The organism is Rothia sp. P100 (assembly GCF_023712425.1).
Taxonomy (GTDB): Bacteria; Actinomycetota; Actinomycetes; order Actinomycetales; family Micrococcaceae; genus Rothia; species Rothia endophytica.
Genome location: NZ_JAMAYG010000002.1, coordinates 238,428 through 259,575 on the forward strand (window position 1 = coordinate 238,428; position 21,148 = coordinate 259,575).

Annotated in this window: 21 protein-coding genes; 19 read left to right on the forward strand and 2 right to left on the reverse strand. The window is 57.0% G+C overall.

Annotated elements, in window-relative coordinates; genetic code table 11:
* The first annotated feature begins 1 nt into the window (after position 1).
* The 8 genes from ribB to hisF all read left to right on the forward strand — a co-directional run bounded on the left by ribB (position 2) and on the right by hisF (position 7,434).
* Positions 2-1,315 carry a 3,4-dihydroxy-2-butanone-4-phosphate synthase gene (gene ribB, locus M3668_RS05935; protein WP_251379900.1) on the forward strand — a complete coding sequence of 438 codons (1,314 nt, stop codon included), beginning with the start codon at positions 2-4 and terminating at the stop codon, positions 1,313-1,315.
* The gene (gene ribA / locus M3668_RS05940; protein ID WP_251379903.1) at positions 1,308-1,934 is read left to right on the forward strand and encodes a GTP cyclohydrolase II; all 627 of its coding nucleotides are present in this window, start codon (positions 1,308-1,310) and stop codon (positions 1,932-1,934) included. Before ribB ends, ribA begins: the two co-directional genes overlap by 8 nt.
* 33 nt (positions 1,935-1,967) lie before the next feature.
* Positions 1,968-2,441: a 6,7-dimethyl-8-ribityllumazine synthase gene (gene ribH, locus M3668_RS05945; protein ID WP_251379906.1), complete on the forward strand. Its 474-nt coding sequence runs from the start codon at positions 1,968-1,970 to the stop codon at positions 2,439-2,441.
* Positions 2,442-2,688: 247 nt separating this feature from the next.
* On the forward strand, positions 2,689-3,852 hold the full coding sequence (locus M3668_RS05950; RefSeq protein WP_251379908.1) for a thermonuclease family protein: 1,164 nt from the start codon (positions 2,689-2,691) through the stop codon (positions 3,850-3,852).
* Between the two features lie 157 nt (positions 3,853-4,009).
* The gene (locus M3668_RS05955; protein WP_251379909.1) at positions 4,010-5,383 is read left to right on the forward strand and encodes a threonine/serine exporter family protein; all 1,374 of its coding nucleotides are present in this window, start codon (positions 4,010-4,012) and stop codon (positions 5,381-5,383) included.
* Between the two features lie 87 nt (positions 5,384-5,470).
* Positions 5,471-5,734 (forward strand): phosphoribosyl-ATP diphosphatase, encoded by a 264-nt coding sequence (locus M3668_RS05960; protein ID WP_251379910.1) that lies wholly within the window; start codon positions 5,471-5,473, stop codon positions 5,732-5,734.
* Between the two features lie 17 nt (positions 5,735-5,751).
* Entirely contained in the window at positions 5,752-6,597 is an 846-nt protein-coding gene (gene hisG, locus M3668_RS05965) for an ATP phosphoribosyltransferase (protein ID WP_251379911.1), read from the forward strand.
* 75 nt (positions 6,598-6,672) lie between these two features.
* Positions 6,673-7,434: an imidazole glycerol phosphate synthase subunit HisF gene (hisF, locus tag M3668_RS05970; RefSeq protein ID WP_251379912.1), complete on the forward strand. Its 762-nt coding sequence runs from the start codon at positions 6,673-6,675 to the stop codon at positions 7,432-7,434.
* 112 nt (positions 7,435-7,546) lie between these two features.
* On the opposite strand, the gene M3668_RS05975 is transcribed toward hisF, so the two are convergent.
* Positions 7,547-8,182 (reverse strand): TIGR03085 family metal-binding protein, encoded by a 636-nt coding sequence (locus M3668_RS05975; RefSeq protein WP_251379913.1) that lies wholly within the window; start codon positions 8,180-8,182, stop codon positions 7,547-7,549.
* 169 nt (positions 8,183-8,351) lie between these two features.
* Between M3668_RS05975 and M3668_RS05980 the strand changes: the two genes are divergently transcribed.
* From M3668_RS05980 to M3668_RS05995, 4 genes are all read left to right on the forward strand, one after another.
* Positions 8,352-9,173, forward strand: coding sequence for a lytic murein transglycosylase (locus tag M3668_RS05980; RefSeq protein WP_251379914.1), 822 nt, complete (start codon positions 8,352-8,354; stop codon positions 9,171-9,173).
* A 72-nt stretch (positions 9,174-9,245) separates the two neighbouring features.
* Positions 9,246-9,638 (forward strand): phosphoribosyl-AMP cyclohydrolase, encoded by a 393-nt coding sequence (gene hisI, locus M3668_RS05985; RefSeq protein ID WP_251379915.1) that lies wholly within the window; start codon positions 9,246-9,248, stop codon positions 9,636-9,638.
* Between the two features lie 99 nt (positions 9,639-9,737).
* Positions 9,738-11,306, forward strand: a complete 1,569-nt coding sequence (locus M3668_RS05990) for an anthranilate synthase component I (RefSeq protein WP_251379916.1) — start codon at positions 9,738-9,740, stop codon at positions 11,304-11,306.
* Positions 11,307-11,948, forward strand: a complete 642-nt coding sequence (locus M3668_RS05995) for a Trp biosynthesis-associated membrane protein (protein ID WP_251379917.1) — start codon at positions 11,307-11,309, stop codon at positions 11,946-11,948.
* A 14-nt stretch (positions 11,949-11,962) separates the two neighbouring features.
* On the opposite strand, the gene hutC is transcribed toward M3668_RS05995, so the two are convergent.
* On the reverse strand, positions 11,963-12,709 hold the full coding sequence (gene hutC, locus M3668_RS06000; RefSeq protein WP_251379918.1) for a histidine utilization transcriptional repressor HutC: 747 nt from the start codon (positions 12,707-12,709) through the stop codon (positions 11,963-11,965).
* 144 nt (positions 12,710-12,853) lie between these two features.
* On the opposite strand from hutC, the gene hutU reads away from it, so the two are divergent.
* The 7 genes from hutU (at position 12,854) to trpB (ending at position 21,148) form a co-directional block, all read left to right on the forward strand.
* Positions 12,854-14,518 (forward strand): urocanate hydratase, encoded by a 1,665-nt coding sequence (hutU, locus tag M3668_RS06005; RefSeq protein WP_251379919.1) that lies wholly within the window; start codon positions 12,854-12,856, stop codon positions 14,516-14,518.
* A gap of 2 nt (positions 14,519-14,520) precedes the next feature.
* Complete coding sequence (gene hutI / locus M3668_RS06010) at positions 14,521-15,741, forward strand: imidazolonepropionase (RefSeq protein WP_251379920.1); 1,221 nt, start codon at positions 14,521-14,523, stop codon at positions 15,739-15,741.
* Positions 15,741-16,793 (forward strand): formimidoylglutamase, encoded by a 1,053-nt coding sequence (hutG, locus tag M3668_RS06015; protein WP_251379921.1) that lies wholly within the window; start codon positions 15,741-15,743, stop codon positions 16,791-16,793. The genes hutI and hutG overlap by 1 nt, the downstream gene beginning before the upstream one ends.
* A 27-nt stretch (positions 16,794-16,820) precedes the next feature.
* Positions 16,821-18,365, forward strand: a complete 1,545-nt coding sequence (gene hutH, locus M3668_RS06020; protein WP_251379922.1) for a histidine ammonia-lyase — start codon at positions 16,821-16,823, stop codon at positions 18,363-18,365.
* 141 nt (positions 18,366-18,506) lie between these two features.
* Positions 18,507-18,755, forward strand: coding sequence for an HGxxPAAW family protein (locus M3668_RS06025; RefSeq protein WP_251379923.1), 249 nt, complete (start codon positions 18,507-18,509; stop codon positions 18,753-18,755).
* 203 nt (positions 18,756-18,958) lie between these two features.
* Positions 18,959-19,777, forward strand: a complete 819-nt coding sequence (gene trpC / locus M3668_RS06030) for an indole-3-glycerol phosphate synthase TrpC (protein ID WP_251379924.1) — start codon at positions 18,959-18,961, stop codon at positions 19,775-19,777.
* 45 nt (positions 19,778-19,822) lie between these two features.
* Positions 19,823-21,148 (forward strand): tryptophan synthase subunit beta, encoded by a 1,326-nt coding sequence (gene trpB / locus M3668_RS06035; RefSeq protein WP_251379925.1) that lies wholly within the window; start codon positions 19,823-19,825, stop codon positions 21,146-21,148.

Below are 21,148 nucleotides of genomic sequence, written 5' to 3' on the forward strand. Positions count from 1 at the left end.
CATGTTTACAGGAATTGTTGCTGCAACCGGCACCGTCCTCTCGCTTGAACCTGTCACCTCTGCCAGCGGCGAGGTGGAGTCAGCTGTACTAACCGTCGATGCCGGGGAGATTATCTCTGACCTTGCCCACGGCGGCTCCCTTGCCATTAATGGTGTATGTCTAACCGCTACCCGCACCCAGGAACTGGGCGAGGGCGTTTTTGCCGCTGACATGATGGGTGAAACCCTGGCTCGTACTAACCTGGGTACGTTAACTCCGGGTTCCCGCGTCAATCTAGAACGCTGCATGCCCGCCGGTGGGCGGTTTGATGGGCACGTGGTGCAAGGTCACGTAGATGGGCTGGGCACCATTGCTCGGGTGGAAGACCACGCCAGCTGGCGGACCCTGCGCGTGCACGTGCCCCGTGAGTTGGCAGGCCAGCTGGCATACAAGGGCTCCATTACTATTTCTGGTGTCTCCCTCACCATCACCGCGGTTTCACCGGCAGGGGAGGCGAATCCATGGTTCGAGGTGGGGCTGATTCCCGCCACCCTAGAAGCCACCACCTTGGGCCATGTTCAGGTGGGGGACACCGTCAATCTTGAAACCGACGCCCTCGCCAAGTACGTTCAGCGGTTACTGGAAGTATCCGGTGCAGTTGCGGGTTTGGGTATAGACGCCACCCTACCGGCTAGCCCCGAGACCGAAACTCAAACGCCGTCCGCCCTAGATACCATCCAAGACGCCATCGAACAGATTGGACGTGGGGGAGCGGTCGTGGTGGTCGATGACGAGGACCGCGAGAACGAGGGCGATATCATCTTCGCCGCTGAACACGCCACCGCTGATCTCATGGGTTTCACCGTACGCTACACCTCAGGTGTCATCTGCGCTCCCATGAGTAACCAGCGAGCTGACGCCCTCAACCTACCGCCCATGGTCCAGCACAATGAGGATTCCAAGGGCACCGCCTACACCCTCACCTGCGATGCCCGAGAGGGAGTAACCACCGGCATTTCGGCCGCTGACCGCGCCCGCACCGTGCAGGTACTGGCCCACGCGGCGTCCGGCCCGGCTGATCTCACCCGCCCCGGGCACATTCTGCCCCTCCGCGCAGTAGAGGGCGGGGTGCGCCAGCGCCCCGGCCACACCGAAGCCGCGGTTGAACTCACTCAGCTTGCGGGCCTATCCGGAGTAGGAGTCATCGCCGAGCTAGTGCACGACACTGGCCACATGATGCGCTTTGATGCCCTGCGTACCTTTGCCACCGAACACCACCTGCCCATGATTTCTATTGCTGACCTAGTCAGCTACCTGGAGGGTCAGCATGACTAACCCAAGAGGTCTCACCCAAACCAGTGAACCCGTCACCGTTCCCACCCCTCACGGGGTTTTCTTGATGCAGGCATTTGGTTTTGCCGATGGCAGCGAGCACCTAGCTCTCACGGCCTTACCCACTGAAGGGCAGCCCCAGAGCCGCTCGCAGGCAAACCAAGCGCCACTGGTGCGTATTCACTCCGAATGCGCTACCGGCGACATCTTTGGCTCCTACCGCTGTGACTGCGGCCCGCAACTCGAACAGGCCCTAGAAATGATGGCCGAACAAGGCGGTGTGCTCATCTACATGCGTAACCACGAGGGCCGCGGGATTGGCCTGGTTAACAAACTGCGGGCCTACGCCCTGCAGGACGGCGGGCTAGACACCCTGGACGCCAACCTCTCTCTAGGGCTGCCAGCAGATGCCAGAGACTACACCCAGGCAGTGGTGATGATCAAGGAATTGGGTATCAAGCAGTTGCGGTTACTCACCAATAACCCTGCCAAAGCAGAGGCACTGGAAGAGCTGGGGCTGACCATCACCGAACTGGTCCCCGATGAAATCACCCCGCGGGCCGAAAATGCTCGCTATCTAGCCACCAAACGTGACCGCATGCGTCACCGCCTGACCTTCTAACTTTTTTCTGTTCACTACCCTAAGGAGAACCTCATGAGCGGAGCAGGAGCACCCGCCCCCACCCTTAACCCCGAAGAAGCCAAAGGACTAAAGGTCGCCGTTGTGGCGGCGTCCTGGCATACCCAAATTATGGACGGACTGCTGGACGGCGCTCGCCGTGCGGCAGCCGACGCGGGTATCGAACCGACCGTGGTGCGTGTACCTGGCACCTTTGAACTGCCGGTGGCCGCATCTACCCTGGCTGAATCCTTTGATGCTGTGGTCGCCCTGGGCGTAGTGGTACGTGGTGGCACCCCTCACTTTGATTATGTGTGTGATGCTGCGACCACAGGACTGACCACCGTTTCAGTGCAGAGCAAGACTCCCGTGGGCTTCGGGGTCTTGACCTGCGATACAGAGCAGCAGGGAATCGACAGGGCTGGACTACCCGGCTCCTCAGAGGATAAAGGTTATGAGGCTTTCGCTGCTGCAGTAGAGACAGTGCTGGCCTTGCGTAACATCAGTTAGCTGACGCAGGACGTATCCCTGGATGTAAGCCGAAACTTTACTGGCATGGAGGAAGAACATGCCAGTAAAGTTTCGGTTGACATAGTTAACGGGTCACTATTTTGTGTAAATATTCTGTCCATATTACTGATTGGTAACAAAGCCTGTTTGCAATGGCTTAAAGTAGATGAAGGCTTATTGTGGCCTGCTTTACTCTGCTAGCTGAGCAGAAACCTTCATACATAAGCACACATGTCACAGAGGAAATATGAAAATAGGTATTCGCCGTGCAATACTGGTAATTCCAGCGCTACTACTCCTGGTCGGTTGTTCGTCTACAGATGAGGTTCAGCCAAAACCGGAACCTTCGGCAACATCGCAAGCAGCAACAACAACGCAGGCTTTATCTGCGTCAGCTACCGTAAAACGGGTGATAGACGGCGATACTATTGAAGTTGATGATTCAGGCAAAGCAACAGTTATCCGCCTGCTGAACATCGATACTCCTGAGACAAAGCACCCTAATAAGACCGTTCAATGTCTCGGGCCTGAAGCAACGGAGTTCTTAGAGCGTAAATTACCTGCTGGTACTCAGGTTCACCTTGAATATGATGTCCAGAAAAAGGACAAATACGACAGAACACTTGCCGGTGTATTCTTACTCGATGGCGAATTTGTCAATGAAGAAATAGCTCGATCCGGTTTTGGTACTGCGGTAGTATTCGAACCCAACAGCAAATTCTATGCCAGGGTTCTTAATGCCCAAAATATGGCTATCAATACTAAGACTGGGTTATTCAGCCCTGATATTTCATGTTCGATTCCTGCACAAATTAATGCTCTACAGTCTCGAATGGAGAGTGCCCAAACTCAGGAAGAACTCGATTCTTTACTATCAGAGGCAGACCTGCTCATTGAGATTCTTGAAAAAGTACCCACCGACGAAGCATTTACGCACTTAGCTTCTTACGGCGCTACATTCGCTGCCCAAAAACAACTAATTCAGTTAAAAGATCTGAAATCTCAGTATGCGCAAACAATTCCGGCTCAGTCCGCTGTAGATGATGGAAGTGCTGGTGAGACCAATACACAGCACGATGCCGCAGAAATGGAGCAAGTAGCCGCTGAACAGCAAGCCGCCGCCCAGAGAATCGCAGAAGAACAAGCCGAAGCAGCTCAAGCGGAAGCTGACAGAGTAGCATCAGAACAGGCCGAAGCAGCTCAAGCGGAAGCTGACAGAGTAGCAGCAGAACAGGTTGTTCAGCCGGAGTATGCACCTGCTCCAGCTCCAGATAACCCGAACCCGGAACCTGCCCAGCCTGCTCCTCAACCTACTTATCAGGAGCCAGCTCCGGTTCAAGAACCTTATCCTAACTACACTGGGCCGCGCTGTTACGCCCCTGGCGGTAAGACATGGAAACCTTGTCCCTAAGCTCAAAAGTGAAAATATTTGTTTTTCAGCCAGTTAGATACCTTCGAACCGCCGGTTGATGTTACCTGACCTCGATAAAAGCCGTAGGTCTTGCCGTGGTGGTACTTAGGTTAAGCCTGCTTGATGATCGGGCGTTAGAAGCGATAGCCTCGATAATATGACCCACTACGTTGAAACCTATAAATTCTTATCTTTAGTGGGCGATTCACTCATCCGCAGTGGGGCAAGCTCTGCCTCAACCACCAAAACCCTCCTGGGCATCAGTACAGCAGCGGGTCTTACGAGCGTGACTGTGAGCGTCACGATGGGGCAACTCATTATTAGCGATTCACGCGGCGAGAACCAGCTGCCCTATACAGAGATTTTTGAAGTCACCCCCGCCGGCCTAGACATTCAATGGCGGTCAAAGACCGAAGATACAGTACAACGGTTTCTCACTCACCAAATTAGTGCAGCTGAGGGTATCGAACTTCTTGAACAAGAGCAGAGCTCGTTACACTCGCTTTCATGGACGTGGTCGATGTTAGGATTTGGTCTACTTGGCATAGGTTTCAGCCAAATCATTGGAGCTACCTGGATTACTGCTCTCGGTGCTCTGATTTCTTCTCTTCTGGTTTCATTGGTCTACAGCTGGGTTAATTTTGCTCGTGCCCCGGGCCTGTTTAGGTTTGCTGGTGCAGGCTTTACAGCGGTGCTCAGCGCCACGGTTTTCAGTATGCTGACGGCAACCACAGACGTAGCGATCATCGTGGTGTCGTCCCTAGCCGCTTACCTGGCGGGAATCGCAGCTTACGCAGCGGCGCAGGACTCCATTACAGGGTGGTACCTTTCGGCTCTTGGTCGACTAATGGATGCAATTATCTGTACAGCGGGTCTGGTGACAGGCGTTAGCGTTGGTATCGGTGTTTCTCGCCTGTTCGCCCCCGACAACCTTATCTTCATCAAACTTTTGGATGCTGAAACCGAGGTTTCCACTGACCCCATCGTGGGAGCTGCCCTCGTTAGTCTGGGTTTTGCGATTTCCTGCGGCGGAAGAAAATGGCAGTTGCTGGTCTTAGCCGCAACGGGTGTAGCTGCACAGGCAACCTACCTTCTCATCACTAACCTAGGGTTAAGCCCTCACGCCGCCACAGCTCTAGCCGCCCTCACAGTAGGTGGCGCCTGCGTCCTCTTAGCAAAGCCGATGAAACTAACCTCTAACGCTATTATGACTGTCAGCTTTTTGCCTCTTTTTCCGGGGATGATGATTTATCAAGGCATGCTGGGAACCCTCTTTGGCGTAGAAGGTGCACTGGGGACGCTGGGGCAGGCGCTGCTGATTACCTACTGTCTATCGGCAGGCGGCACTGCTGGACAGTACCTGGTATCAGAAATGATGTGGGCCCTCAGACGCGCCCAGTTCAAACATAGCCACCCAGGGCAAACCTTTAGCAAGGTGATGGTCGATGAGTACAATGCGCAGGACATTATTTTGCCCGTATTTAGTAAGCCATTTTCTAAGGTTGAGAGTGATGGTGGCGGGCAACGCTAACCTTCAAACGAAGAGAACACCTCGGCATGTGAGAAACAAACCGTTCAAACTTTGAGCCATGCTAAGGCCAGGGGTTAGAGTTAGACGGTGAAGAACTTTGAATCGCTATTCGCAGAACTAACCGAAAAAGCAGAAACCCGCCCCGAAGGCTCTGGCACCGTTGCAGAGCTGGATCAGGGCGTCCATTTCATCGGCAAGAAAATTGTTGAAGAGGCCGCCGAGGTCTGGATGGCTGCTGAGTTCCAGTCGGACGCTGAGTTCGCTGAGGAAGCTTCACAATTGATTTACCATTTGCAGGTCATGATGATCGCCAAGGGACTGACTCCCGAAGATATCTACACGTACCTCTAAGCAAAAGGAAAACCAATATGCTGCGCGTTGCAGTCCCCAATAAAGGCATGCTCTCACAGGCAGCTGCCACCATGCTCACCGAAGCTGGCTACCTCCAGCGCCGTGATTCCCGCGAACTAGTGCTCGTGGACCAAGAGAATGAGATTGAGTTCTTTTACCTGCGCCCCCGTGATATTGCGGTTTATGTAGGCGAAGGAACTCTCGACGTTGGAATCACCGGCCGCGACCTGCTACAGGATTCTGGTACCCACGCAGAAGAAGCTCTCAATCTAGACTTCGCTAAATCAACCTTCCGTTTCGCTGGCCCGGCTGGAGTCTTCTCTGACCCCGCCCAACTCAAGGGCAAGCGCATTGCCACCTCCTACAAGAAACTGCTGACTAACTACCTGGAACGCTCAGGTATCGACGCTGAAGTTATCCGTCTGGACGGCGCCATCGAGTCCTCCATCCGTCTGGGCGTAGCGGACGCGATCGCTGACGTAGTTGAAACTGGCAACACTATGCGCGCAGCCGGTCTGGAGCCTTTCGGTGACCCTATTATGCGCAGCGAAGCTCTGCTGATTAAGCGCCCCGGCGTTGAAGACCACGCGGGGCTGGAGCGCCTGCAGCGTCGTCTAGAAGGTGTGCTGATTGCTCGCCAGTATGTGATGATTGACTACAACATTGAAGAATCCTTGCTCCCTCAGGCGACTACTCTCACCCCGGGCCTAGAATCACCCACGATTTCTCCTCTGTCTCGTGAAGGTTGGGTCGCGGTGCGCTCTATGGTTCCGCGCAAGTCAGCTAACCGAGTGATGGATTCTCTCTACCACATCGGTGGTAGGGGCATTCTAGTGACCGCCATCCAGGCTGCTCGCCTGTAAAACTCTTGCGGCGGCGTCCTCACTGAGGGGCGCCGCCTTTTTACTTAATTTCTCGTGTGAAAGTGAGGTGGCGCTGTGGGCGTTGCTATTCGTGTGATTCCTTGCCTGGATGTGGACGCTGGCCGCGTGGTGAAGGGCGTTAAATTTGAAGGCTTACGGGATGCCGGTGACCCGGTTGAGCTAGCTAAGCGCTATAACGAGGCGGGCGCTGATGAACTGACCTTCCTGGATGTCACGGCGTCTTCCTCCGACCGAGCCACTACTTTTGAGGTGGTAGGGCAGACCGCTGAGCAGGTCTTTATTCCTCTGACTGTTGGTGGTGGAGTGCGTACTGCTGAGGACGTTGACCGTCTGCTGCGCACCGGTGCCGATAAGGCGTCCATTAATACTGCTGCCATTCATCGCCCCGAAGTAATCAATGAGATTACCGAGCGGTTTGGCTCTCAGGTTTTGGTACTGTCCCTTGACGCTAAGAAGACCGGTAACACTGCATCTGGCTGGGAAGTAACTACCCACGGTGGGCGCAAGGATACCGGTCTTGACCTGCTGGAATGGGCTGCTGAAGCTCAGGAGCGCGGGGTGGGTGAGATTCTTCTGAACTCGATCGACGCTGACGGAACTAAGGCTGGTTTTGACCTGCCCATGATTCGCGCGGTGCGCGATGTTGTCTCTATTCCGCTGATTGCCTCGGGTGGCGCTGGCGCTCCCGAGCATTTCCCACCTGCTGTTGAGGCTGGTGCGAACGCCGTGCTGGCAGCGTCCATTTTCCACTTCGGCGAGGTTTCAATAGGAGAGGTCAAGGACGCTATCCGCGCTGCGGGCTACGAGGTTCGCTAAAAAACCCACCACCACTTTGGCTGGTATTTCTGGCAGAGGGCGGGTTTCAGGCGCGTCTTCATACGGCCTATAAAAACTTAGGTGAAATAGAAAAAATCGTAAGGCCGGTTCGCTAAATTTTTTTCACCTGAGCCACGTCCTGACGTCCGAAGAGGTAGAGCACTAGCTCGGCTGGCTGACCGCTGAGCACTGTTGCTACCTTTCCTGGTTTAGGCCCCTGAATAGTCGCAGTAGAGGGGGAGTAACCCGGTGCTTCAAGAACCAGCCCTTCAGGGTAACTCTTGCCGGCCAAAAGACGCCCGCGGCTGCGCACATCATCCCAAATTTTTTGCTGGGTTTCAGCAGGCACCTCTCGAGGGCTCAGATCACCGGTTGCACGGCGTACATCCTCGGTATGGACCAGATATTCGAGGGTATTCATAGCGGCATCGGCTACAGGCCAGCGTTTGCGCATGCCACCATAGCCGGATAGGTCAGCGAACTTCTGCACTGCCAACCGGTAGGACGCGGGGTCAGCCAACTGCTGAGCGTACTCATTGGTCAGCCGCTCTGTCCTCTTGCCCAAGGGGCCCCCCATCACACCGGCAGCAACCAGCGGCTGGGTTTCTCGCAGAATCAAGTGAGCTAGCAGGTGCCGGGTTTGCCATCCCTCACACAGGGTGGGTGCAGCAGGCCCCGCTTCATTGAGGGTCCCTACGAGGGCGGTACGTTCAGCGGCAATTACATCGGCGGCAGAATAAGTAGTCATAGCCCCATCCTAACCCTCGCACGTCTGCCTGTTGCATGATTAACCTGCGGAGCACCCACCCAAAACATAGGGTAAAAACTCAGCTAGCGTTCACTATGGTGTGAGATGCAGCCGGTAGCGTGAAAGGTAAGACCCCAGAAAGAGATGGTCACGACCCCAGATAGAGATGATGAAGCGAACAATTCTCGAACGCCTAACCCTAGGTGCCTTTGCCCTCATGGTCTTATCAGCCTGCGCCAACGATCAGCAAAGCTCCAAGGGGGCTGATGCTCTCCCCAGTCATTTGCCGTCGGCCCCCCTTCAGGTTTTACCTCCGAGCACTGGCTCAGCAGACCAAGCGGAGGCAGAAGTCAGCGGTCAGTCAGACCAACTCTCAGCTACTGAGCTGGCCGAACGGCCCACCACCGTTGCGGTTGATAATAGCTGGTTAGATTCCACGGCTATAGCAACTGATATTCCTCGCAGGGTTCTGGCAGCCTATGCGGGGGCGTCCTTGCGGGTCACCCAAACCTACCCCCAGTGCCAACTGGGCTGGAACACCATCGCGGGTCTTGGCGCTGTTGAAACCCTTCATGGCACCTACCAGGGGGCTAACACTGATGAATCAGGGCTTGTACGCCCCAAGATTTACGGCCCAGCGCTGGATGGCAGCCCCGGTTTCATGGCGATTGAAGATACCGATGACGGAGCACTGGATGGCGATAAAGAATGGGACAGGGCAGTGGGGCCTCTGCAGTTCATCCCCTCAACATGGGATTACATCGGCCAAGACGGCAACGGGGACGGGATTAAAGACCCCCACCACATCGATGATGCAGCGCTGGCTGCCGCAGTCTATCTATGCCAGGGGCAGCGCGATGTAACTACCGATGAAGGGTGGCAGCGCGGGATACTCTCCTATAACCGCTCTATTGCCTATACCCACCAGGTCGCTACCTACACAGAAGAGTATCGACAGGCAACCTTGTCTGGGCCCGAAGCCGCAGAGTAGAGGCAAGCCCAGATGCTGAGAAGCCCTATCACCACCAGCAGGCGCCCCGACGTATCAGTTAGGATAGATGGGGTGAACACAGCACAGCAGAGCACCTCCTCAGATTCCCCGCTTGACCCGGCCCTTGCCGCCCAACTCAAGCGAGATGGTAACGGGCTTTTCGCAGCAATCATTCAGCAGTATGACACCAAAGATGTGCTCATGCTGGGCTGGATGAACGACGAGGCCCTGCGCAGAACCCTCACCGAAGGACGGGTCACTTTCTGGTCCCGATCCCGCCAGGAATACTGGCGCAAGGGGGACACCAGCGGGCATAGCCAGTACGTCAAAGACGTTAGCATCGATTGCGACGGTGATGCCCTGCTCATCCTGGTCGATCAGGTAGGTGCAGCCTGCCATACCGGTACAACCACCTGTTTTGAAGCCGGCGGCCACCTAGAAGCACAGGTAGGGGCACGCCCTTAGACCGGCATTCTAGCAGCCCAAAAAATTTCACGTTACGGTGCGCGTTCACTCGGCATACACACACCGCCTAGCCCAGCAATTTTGTCAGAGGTAGAGACCATGCAGGATCTTGGAATCATTGAACCAACTCTAGAAGAGTTCCGCGCGCTCGCCGCCACCCGTCGCGTTATACCGGTGCGGGTTAAAGTGCTAGCTGATGCAATAACTCCTATCGGGCTTTACCGTTCGCTGGTGTGCGCTGAGGGTGAACCTGCCCCGGGTACCTTCCTGCTGGAATCAGCTAATGAGCAGAAGCAGTGGTCCCGTTATTCCTTTGTGGGGGTGGCTAGCCGATCTACGCTAAGCACAAAGGCAGGGGAGATTGTCTGGCAGGGGCTGACTCCTCAGGGAGCCCCCACCCAGGGTGACCCGGTTGATGCCGTACGCCAAACCCTTGAGATGCTCCATACCGAGCCGTTCGACGGGCTTCCCCCGCTCACCAGCGGCATGGTGGGGTTTATGGGGTGGGACGTGGTTCGTCACTGGGAAAAACTGCCCGGCGGGCCCGCCAGCGACATCAACCTGCCCGAGTTCGCCCTGAATATTGTCTCGGACATGGCGGTGCACGATAACTCGGACGGCACCGTCACTCTCATCGCCAACGCTATTAACTTCAACGGCACCGACGATAACGTGGATGCCGCCTACGCCGATGCCACCTCCCGCGTGCTAGATATGCTCGATAAGGTGGCCCAGCCCGCTGGTGCCGCTGTTTCAACCTTGGTGGGCACCGCCACTGTAGAAGAAAAAGTAGTGGACGTTAAGCACACCTGGGATGAGCAGGGTTTCTTGGACGCCATCGATAAGTCCAAGAAAAACATTCTTGATGGCGATGTATTTCAGATCGTGGTCTCCCGCCGTTTTGAAACAGAGAACTCTGCCAGCGCCCTCGACGTTTACCGTGTGCTGCGCCAGAGCAACCCTTCACCCTACATGTACCTCTTTAACTTTGAATCTACAGAGGACGGCCAGCCCTTTCAGATTGTTGGTTCATCACCTGAGGCTCTGGTGACTCTCAAGGACGGCACAGCTACCACCCACCCCATCGCTGGGTCCCGCCCCCGCGGGGCTACTCGTGAGGCTGATATCGCTTTAGCTGAAGAGCTATTGGCCGATGAAAAGGAACGCTCCGAGCACCTCATGCTGATCGACCTGGCGCGCAATGACCTCTCCCGCATCGCGGTTCCGGGCAGTGTAGAGGTTACTCAATTTATGGAAATTGAGCGCTTTAGCCACATCATGCACATCTCCTCGGAGGTCAAGGCGCAGCTGGCTGAGGGAAGGAGCGCCTATGACGTTCTGCGCGTTGCCTTCCCTGCAGGTACCCTCTCTGGTGCGCCAAAGCCCCGCGCTATGCAACTGTTAGACGAATATGAAGTCAGTGCCCGCGGGATTTACGGCGGTGTTTGCGGCTACTTCGACTTCGCCGGAAACATGGATATGGCGATCGCTATCCGAACCGCCGTTCTTAAAGGAGGCAAGGGATATGTCCAGGCGGGGGCAGGTATCGTCATGGATTCAGTCCCTGCAAGCGAGGCCCAAGAAACTGTGGACAAGGCTGCAGCGCCTCTGCGCGCTGTTATCACGGCATCCGGACTGGCACCCTTGCCAGCTGGGAAAGGTCAATAAATGAGCACCGCACCCGATTCTTCACAGAAGGTTACTGCCAGCGTCCGCAGTGATGTTGATAAGAAGCCTAATTTCTCTACCCCTGGGCGCGTCATGGGGGCCTCTTTGCTGGCCGCAGGTCTAGCTTTTGCCTCGACCCTGCCCATATGGATTCGGGCTGAGGTGACCACCGTGCTTGAAACTACCACCCTTGAAATTTCTGGTGCGGACGCCGCCAGCGCGGTGAGTGCACTGGCACTCGTAGCCCTCGCAGCGGCAATCGCTGTGCGCTTTACTGGGCCTAAACTCAAGAAAATCGTGAGTGCTCTTATGGTGCTGGTGGGTCTAGGCATAGCTGTCTCAGCTGTGGGCGTCTACCGCAACCCTCAAGCGGCAGCTTCCACCGATGTAAGCGCTGCAACGGGGACCACCGCTGCCGCTAATTCTTATCTTGTGACCATCATGCCCTGGCTAGCTGTAGTCGGCGGTTTGCTGGTGATTGCCTGCGGCGTATGGACGTTTTTTGCCTCGTCGCACTGGGTTGTTGGCCGTAAGTATGACCGTGCATCTGCACGCGCCCAGCGGATCAGCACAGTGGATGAAGTAGACGATATCGACGCCTGGGATTCCCTGAGCGAGGGGCAAGACCCTACCGACCGCTAGACCTTAACGCAGCGCTAGATACCGAAGCTGCCTTCAAGTCGGCCACGACTACCCGGGTATAAGAGGGCCACCTGACTAATGACAGTGTCACCTGACCAGGTGGTACGCAGGAGCTTTAGGCAGGGCTCAGCGGAATCAATCTCTAACTCTTGAGCCTGCTGGGCGCTGGGTAGGACTGCCTCAACACTGTGGGTTCCGCGGGTTATCGGATGGCAGTTACCTAGATAAACATTCGGGGTGGTGCTGGAGAAATCCTGGTCAAGGTAGTGGGGGGTTACCTCTGCGTTGACCAAGCGCTCTTCTCGTTGCAGGGGGACTCCGTTATCGCAGTGAATCAAGACGCTGTGGAATACTCGACTACCCAGGGCTTCGTCAATAGGCCAGGGAGCTTGCACCGCTCTTATTTCTTCGAGGAGAGTTACGCGGCTCTGGTGAAGGTGGCCTCTTTCAGTGATTTCATCGGCGATATTTTTAACCTCAAAGAGCGCAGAAGCGCTCTTTTGTGGCGCCACGAAGGTGCCGACTCCCTGGGTACGATAGAGCAGCCCCTCAGCGGTGAGTTCCCGAATAGCGCGGTTAATGGTCATCCGCGAGAGGCCCAGAGCGTGCGTCATTTCGTTTTCTGACGGGATGGGCTCGCCACTAGACCAAGAACCACTGGAGATACGGTGCGTCAGGAGTTTTTTAAGGAGCTTGTAGGCGGGCAACGCTTCACCGCGGTAGTCGGTGAATTCTTGGCTCAAGTCGGTTATTTTTTCCATCCCCACCCCATTGACAAAGCAGTTGTATATACAACATGATGGGTGTGACACCCCTCATGTTTCAACTGTATATCCCGGCTCAGACCGGTCAAAATCAGACCCAGACATGGTGAGGGCAGGTATATCGTGCACAAAGGAGTAGCCATGACCACCACCGGGCCCCGCCCCATTCACGCACCTACCGGCAATGAACTTAATACCCTAGGATGGCAGCAAGAAGGCGCCCTGCGCATGCTGATGAATAACCTTGACCCCGCTAACGCCGAGCACCCCGATGAGCTGGTGGTCTACGGTGGAACAGGCAAGGCCGCCCGTAACTGGGAGTCCTTTGATGCCATTGTAGGCACCCTCAAAACACTGAAAAACGATGAAACACTGCTGGTCCAGTCCGGTAAGCCTGTGGGTGTTTTCCGTACCCACGAATGGTCGCCCCGCGTCCTCTTAGCCAACTCAAACCTGGTAGGAGACTGGGCTAACTGGGAGCACTTCCGTGCACTAGAAGCTGAAGGGCTGATGATGTACGGGCAGATGACGGCGGGCTCCTGGATCTACATTGGAACCCAGGGCATTTTGCAGGGCACCTACGAAACCTTTGGCGCCGTTGCCCGCAAGCGTTTTAGCGGTAGCCTGGCTGGCACCATCACCCTAACTGCTGGCCTAGGTGGCATGGGCGGTGCCCAGCCCCTAGCAGTCACTATGAACGAGGGCGTCGTCATCGCCGTCGATGTTGATGAATCTCGCGTTGATCGCCGTATCGAGCACCGTTACTTGGACGTCAAAGCTGACAACCTCGACCATGCTCTAGAACTAGCTATCGATGCCCGCGACGCTAAGAAGCCACTCTCCATCGGCGTTGTGGGCAATGCGGCTGAAATCTTCCCTGAGCTTCTGCGTCGTAAAGCACCCATCGATATTGTCACCGACCAGACCAGTGCCCATGACCCTCTGGCTTACCTGCCGGTAGAGGTCACTTTTGAGGATTGGAAGACTGAGGCGCAGCGCGACCCGGTGCTTTTCACCAAAGAGGCACGTGTCTCTATGGCAGCTCAGGTGGAGGCCATGGTGGGGTTCATGGACGCAGGCGCTGAGGTCTTTGACTACGGCAACTCCATCCGCGATGAAGCTCGTAAGGCCGGTTATCAACGTGCCTTCGACTTCCCTGGGTTTGTACCTGCCTACATTCGCCCAATGTTCGAAGAAGGCCTGGGGCCCTTCCGCTGGGCTGCCCTATCCGGTGACCCCAAAGACATCGAGGCAACTGACCGGGCAATTTTGGAGCTTTTCCCCGAGAATGAGCACCTGGCGCGCTGGATCACAATGGCCGGTGAGAAGGTTGAATTCCAGGGCCTGCCGGCGCGTATTTGCTGGCTGGGCTACGGCGAGCGCCACAAGGCCGGCCTGAAGTTCAATGAGATGGTGGCCAATGGTGAGCTGTCGGCTCCGATAGCTATTGGCCGTGATCATCTGGATTCCGGTTCGGTAGCTTCCCCCTACCGAGAGACTGAGGCCATGAAGGACGGATCTGATGCTGTGGCTGACTGGCCTCTTTTGAACGCGCTACTCAACACGGCCTCCGGTGCCTCTTGGGTATCCCTGCATCACGGTGGTGGCGTTGGCATGGGCCGCTCTATTCACGCCGGTCAGGTCTGTATCGCTGACGGTACAGAATTGGCTGCGCAGAAACTAGAGAGGGTGCTTACGAATGACCCGGGCATGGGCGTCATCCGTCATGTGGACGCGGGTTACGAGCACGCATCTAATGTTGCGGCTGAGCGCGGAGTACGTATTCCCATGCAGGAGCAAGCGTAATCATGGCGAGCACGCTATTGACCAATATTGGATCATTAGTCACTAACGATCCGAGTCTTGAGCGCGGGCCCCTCGGCATCGTGGAGCAGGCTGCGGTTTTGGTTGAAGATGGCGCAGTGGCCTGGGTGGGCCAGGCTTCTGCGGCACCTGCTGCCGATAAATCTATCGACTGTGAGGGCCGGGCAGTAATTCCCGGGTTTGTGGAATCCCACTCACACCTGGTGTTTGCGGGAGACCGGTCTGAGGAATTCTCCGCCCGCATGCAGGGGAAGGCTTATGAAGCCGGCGGGATCCGTTCTACCATTGAGCAGACCCGCGCTGCCTCATCTGGTGAGCTTGCGGCAAACGCCCGCAAGCTGCTGGGGGAGTACCTGCGTAGCGGGTCAACCACCGTGGAGATTAAGAGTGGCTACGGGCAAAATACTGAATCTGAGCTGCGGTCTGTGCAGGTGGCAGCTGGTTGCACCGATGAGGTAACCCTACTGGCAGCCCACGTGGCTCCACCGGAGTATGCGGGGCGGCAGGATGACTATGTTCAGATGGTTCTTGATGAGATGATCCCCGTTTGCGCTCCGTATGCCAGCTGGATTGACGTGTTCTGCGAGAAGGGCGCTTTTAGTGAAGAGCAATCGCGGGCAGTGTTGCTCGCAGGGCAGGCAGCCGGGCTAAAAGCACGGGTGCACGGTAACCAGCTGACCTACGGGGCAGGTGTGCAACTGGCGGTCGAGCTGGGTGCGGCCTCGGTGGATCACGCGGTCTACCTGAGCGATGCAGACGTGGACGCCTTGGCGAACTCGACCACGGTAGCTACCGTTTTGCCGGGTGCTGATTTCTCTACCCGTAACAGTTACCCGCCTGCTCGCAGGCTCCTGGACGCCGGTGCCACCCTCGCATTGGGGGCAGACTGCAACCCGGGAACCAGCTTCACCACTTCCATTCCCTTTTGTATCGCTCTGGCAGTGCGTGATTTGGCGATGAGCCCGGATGAAGCCCTGTGGTCAGCAACCGCTGGAGGCGCCCGCGCTCTACAACGCGAAGATGTTGGAAGTCTGCGGGTGGGCGCTCGCGCTGACCTGGTGGAGCTGGCTGCCCCCAACCATCTGCACCTTGCTTACCGGCCCGGCGTTAGCCTGGTCCACCGGGTATGGAAAGCAGGGGAGCAGGTGGCAGGGCCGGGCACCCAGCCTACAGTGAGCGATATCAGGCAGAAGGAGTGTTACTGATGCAGCAGAATAACCTCTCTGACTTACATCGCTTCATCGATCGCCCTGCTTCCACCTGGTCCGGGAGGAATGATGGGGCTGGTGCTGCCCACCGTCGCGTGCACCAGGCCGTCACCTCCTTGGGGCAGGGGGTCCCGAATTCCGCTGATGCCGTCTTCATCGGCTTTGCCTCCGATGAGGGGGTGCGCCGCAATGGTGGCCGCCAGGGAGCTGCAGATGGGCCGGCGGCTTTACGCTCAGCGCTGGGGCAGCTAGCACTGGCGCGGGGGCGCAATAGCTCACGCCACACAGACCTGGCTTTGCTGGATGCTGGGGATGTTGTGGTGTCTTCAGACCTTGAAGAGGGCCAGAAGAAGCTTGCAGCTGCTGTGAGGGCAAGTGTGGATGCCGGCGTCCTGCCTGTTGTACTGGGAGGTGGCCACGAGGTTGCCTTTGGCACCTACACCGGTGTGGCAGACTCTCGGACTCGCAAGACCGCAGGTTGTGCCACCTCGCAGCAGCCCGGGCGTCTGGGCATCCTTAACCTGGACGCCCACTTTGATGTGCGCCGGGCAGAACAGCCGACCTCGGGTACCCCTTTTTACCAGGCGCTCACCCGCGAAAGAGCGGCAGGCACTTCCTGCCGTTACACGGTGCTGGGCATTTCTGAGGCCAACAATACTCAAGAATTGTTTGATACCGCCCATGAGTTGGGGGCGGATTACGTGGTGGATGAAGACTGCGGGGTGCTGAACCAGCAAGCCTTGCTAAGCACGGTGCGGGAATTTGTGGCCTCTGTAGACATCATTTACCTGACCCTTGATCTAGATGTCCTCCCTGCCAGCATCGCCCCTGGCGTCAGCGCCCCAGCAGGCTACGGAGTGCCCCTGGAGATCATCAACGTCGTGCTGAAAGAAGTGGCAGCTAGCGGCAAACTAGCAGCCTTCGATGTTGCCGAACTCAACCCCAGCTTCGATAGTGACGGGCGTACCGCTCAAACCGCAGCCCGCCTGATTCATACCGTACTGACCTACTACACCCCTTTAAGCTCTGCAGCACCGTCGCTGCGCTGAGCACCCAGACTTTTGAGGAGAAACCCCGTGAACCAAACCCCCGTTACCGTAGGAATCGGAGCTCTAAGCTTCGAGGACGTCATTAGGGTAGCTCGCCACCGTGCTCCCGTGGTGCTCAGCGAAGAATCCCTGGCTGAAATCGCTAAGTCATCCGAGCGCATCCGCCAACTAGCCCACCAAACAATACCGGTCTACGGTGTATCCACCGGTTTTGGTGCGTTGGCCTCCAAACACATCCCGGCGGAGATGCGCACCGCCCTGCAAAGGGGCCTCATCCGCTCCCACGCCGCGGGGTCTGGCAAAGAGGTAGAAACTGAGGTCATCCGCGCTCTTATGCTCCTGCGTCTTTCAACCCTCGCCACAGGCCGTACCGGCGTCCGCCCCGAAGTTGCCCAGGCTTATGCCGATATGCTCTCTGCCAACCTCACCCCGGTGGTCTATGAGTACGGCTCACTGGGCTGTTCTGGTGATTTAGCTCCGCTGGCCCACTGTGCCCTAGCAATTATCGGTGAGGGCCAGGTGCGCGATGAGCAGGGGCAGCTATTGGACACCGCCGACGCTCTCCAACAGCACGGGCTGACCCCGGTGGTGCTGGCGGAGAAAGAGGGTCTGGCGCTGATTAATGGCACCGACGGCATGTTAGGCATGCTGGTGATGGCTATTACTGACCTGGACCGTCTGACCCGCCTGGCGGATGTGGCAGCTGCTATGAGTCTCGAAGGTTTAGTGGGTACCGATCGAGTTTTTGCTGCCGATCTGCACAGCTTGCGCCCGCATCCAGGTCAGCAGGCTGCCGCAGCCAACATGCTCAAAGTTCTTGAGGGCTCAGACATTATTCAGCATCATTCGGGCAATCACAGCACCTACGTGCAGGACGCCTACTCGCTGCGGTGCGCCCCGCAGGTAGCCGGTGCCGTGCGAGACACCGTAGAACACGCCCGCACTGTGGCCCTGCGCGAGCTGGCTTCAGCCATCGATAACCCGGTGGTTACTTTCGATGGTCGGGTGGAGTCTAACGGTAATTTCCACGGTGCTCCGGTGGCCTATGTTCTGGACTTCCTGGCGATTGCAGTCGCTGACGCCGCCTCTATCTCAGAACGTCGCACCGATCGTTTTCTGGACACAGCCCGCAACCGGGGCCTGCCGCCCTTTTTGGCAGATGATCCCGGCGTGGACTCTGGGCACATGATTGCCCAGTACACCCAGGCAGCCATCGTCTCAGAACTTAAGCGACTAGCGGCACCGGCCTCGGTGGACTCTATCCCGTCCTCAGCCATGCAGGAAGATCACGTCTCTATGGGCTGGAGCGCAGCCCGTAAACTGCGAACCTCAATCGACGGGCTGAGTAGGGTACTAGCCATAGAGATTCTTACGGCTGCCCGCGGCATAGACCTGCGAGCACCCCACCAGCCCGCACCTGCCAGCGCCGCCGTCATCGCTCGCCTACGTCAGGACGTCGCGGGACCGGGCAGCGACCGCTATTTGGCACCTGAAATCCAGGCAACCGTTGAACTGGTGGCGAGTGGAGAACTGCTGGCAGCGGCTGAAAAAGTCACAGGGCACTTGGCTTAGTCTTCAACCGAGAAAGCAAAAATTATGAGCATATAGCCTGTGATATTGGGTTAAAGCATTCCTATCTCATAAGATAGACCTAAGCACCCCTGCGCTCATCGGTGCACCTGAGCGCAAAATACACACACTGAGGAGACTCACATGTCAAAGCAGACCGTTGAGATGGTCCCCGACCTTCCCCACACCAACCACGGCAACACTATTGCTTCATGGGCAATGTTGGGCATCATAACCCTGGGCTTTCTTGTAGCTGCTATTGGCTTCGACCTTTCCAGCACCTCCATCTTCGTTGTGGGTGTAGCTATCATGCTCATCGGTTTAGTTGCCGGTTTGGTTCTGCGAGCAGCTGGCTACGGCCAGGGCGGCAAGCACACCAAATATCACCACTAAGCTGATGATGTGAGCTGGAGCGTCCCACAGACACTGTGGGACGCTTTTGTGTACCTGGGCGGGAAAGGCTCCAGTTGCCAGCCAGTGTTCACTGGCCGCCGAAATTCTCACCTAATGGGCTGCTATTTAGCCTTGAAGCAACTGATACGACATACTAAAAAGACGCGAAAAACAGGGCACCGGCTGCCTGTGAGGGGATCACTATGACCGTTCTAGATGACATTATTGGAGGCGTCCGCGAGGATATGGCGGAGCGTCAGCTCACCGTAACGCTCGATGACCTCAAAGCCAGAGCCGCAGAGCAACCTCCGGCACGTGATGCTTTTGCCGCGTTGAGCGGGGCTTTTAAAAGCAGCCTTGAGGTTATTTCTGAGGTTAAACGGTCAAGCCCCTCCAAAGGTGCTCTGTCTGATATCCCTGACCCGGCTGCCCTAGCATCGGCCTATGAAGCCGGGGGAGCGGCCGTCATTTCAGTACTGACCGAAAAACGCCGGTTTGCTGGCTCTCTAGCTGACCTGGACGCCGTGCGTGCGGCGGTTTCGATCCCGGTGCTCCGCAAAGATTTCACCGTTGATGAATACCAGATTTGGGAGGCCCGGGCCCACGGCGCTGACCTGGTCCTGCTCATCGTTGCTGCATTGGACGATGCCACCCTCACCCGGTTCTTGGACCTCACCCATGAGCTGGGCATGAACGCCCTGGTAGAAACCCACACCCCAGAAGAAATTGAACGCGCAAAAGCGGCAGGTGCCCGTATTGTGGGCGTCAACGTCCGCAACCTCAAAACCCTTGAGGTTGATAATGCGAATTTTGGTCAGCTCGCCCCCTTGCTGCCCGAAGATGCCATCATCGTTGCTGAGTCAGGGGTTGCCGAGGTGGCAGACGTTGAAGATTACGCCTCCCACGGCGCAAAAGCTGTGCTGGTGGGCGAGGCCCTAGTGAAGTCAGGTACCCCCACCGAAACTGTCCGCGCTTTCCGTGAAGCTGGCGCTGCTGCCCGCACAGCCTGGCTCGCTCGCTAACCTTATTTGCCTTTTACTCCACCCTTTTAGACCTAAGGAAGCGGTATGACCGACACCCTAGCCGACCAGTTTCTCACCTCTGGACACAGCCTCAAGAATGCTCCCGGCCCCTACTTTGGCAACTATGGCGGCCGTTACATGGCTGAATCGCTGATTGCCGCCATGGATGAGTTGGAAGAAACCTTCGAGAAGGCAAAAGAAGATGAAGAGTTTCTGGCTGAATTCCGCCGTCTCTCTGCTGAATACTCCAACCGCCCCTCACTGCTCACCGAGGTCCCCCGGTTTTCTGAACACGGCGGCGGGGTGCGCTTTTTCCTGAAGCGCGAAGACCTCAACCACACCGGTAGCCACAAGATCAATAACGTGATTGGCCAGGCGCTTCTGGCGAAGCGAATGGGCAAGACCCGCCTGATTGCCGAGACTGGCGCTGGCCAGCACGGCGTCGCCACCGCCACCGCCGCTGCCCTCTTTGGCATGGAGTGCGTGGTCTACATGGGGGAAGAAGACACTGAGCGCCAGGCACTCAACGTTGCTCGTATGCAGTTGCTGGGAGCCACCGTTATCGCAGTGCAGACCGGTTCGCGTACCCTCAAGGACGCTATCAACGAGGCCCTGCGTGACTGGGTATCGAACGTAGATACCACCCACTACCTGCTAGGTACTGCCGCCGGCGCCCACCCCTTCCCGGCAATGGTGCGCTACTTCCATGATGCTATCGGCACCGAAGCTCGCCAGCAGATTCTTGAAGCCACCGGAAAACTCCCAGACGGTATCGCTGCCTGCGTGGGCGGTGGCTCCAACGCCATTGGCATGTTCCATGCTTTCTTGGATGACCGCGACGTCAAAATCTTTGGTTTTGAGGCAGGCGGCGACGGTATCGACACCGACCGTCACGCAGCCACCATCTCACTGGGCCGCCCCGGCATGCTGCACGGCGCCATCACCTATCTTATGCAGGACGAAGACGGGCAGACCATCGAGTCCCACTCCATCTCAGCGGGTCTTGACTACCCCGGCGTCGGGCCTGAACACGCCTACCTGTCAGATATCGGGCGAGTGGACTACCAGGCGGTAACTGACACCGAGGCCATGGACGCCCTGCGTCTGCTCTGCCGCACTGAGGGCATCATCCCTGCGCTGGAATCTTCCCATGCGCTCGCAGGTGCCCTGCGCGTAGCCCGCCAGTGGGCCGATGAAAGCCCGGAAACCGCCCATGAGAAAATCATGCTCGTTTGTCTCTCTGGTCGTGGGGATAAGGATATGGAAACCGCCCTCAAGTGGTTCGGCCTGGGTAAAGCTATCCCTTCGACCAGCCTGAATGTGGGCAATAAAGAAGCAGCAACCGAAGCTGCACAGACAGAAGGTGCCTAA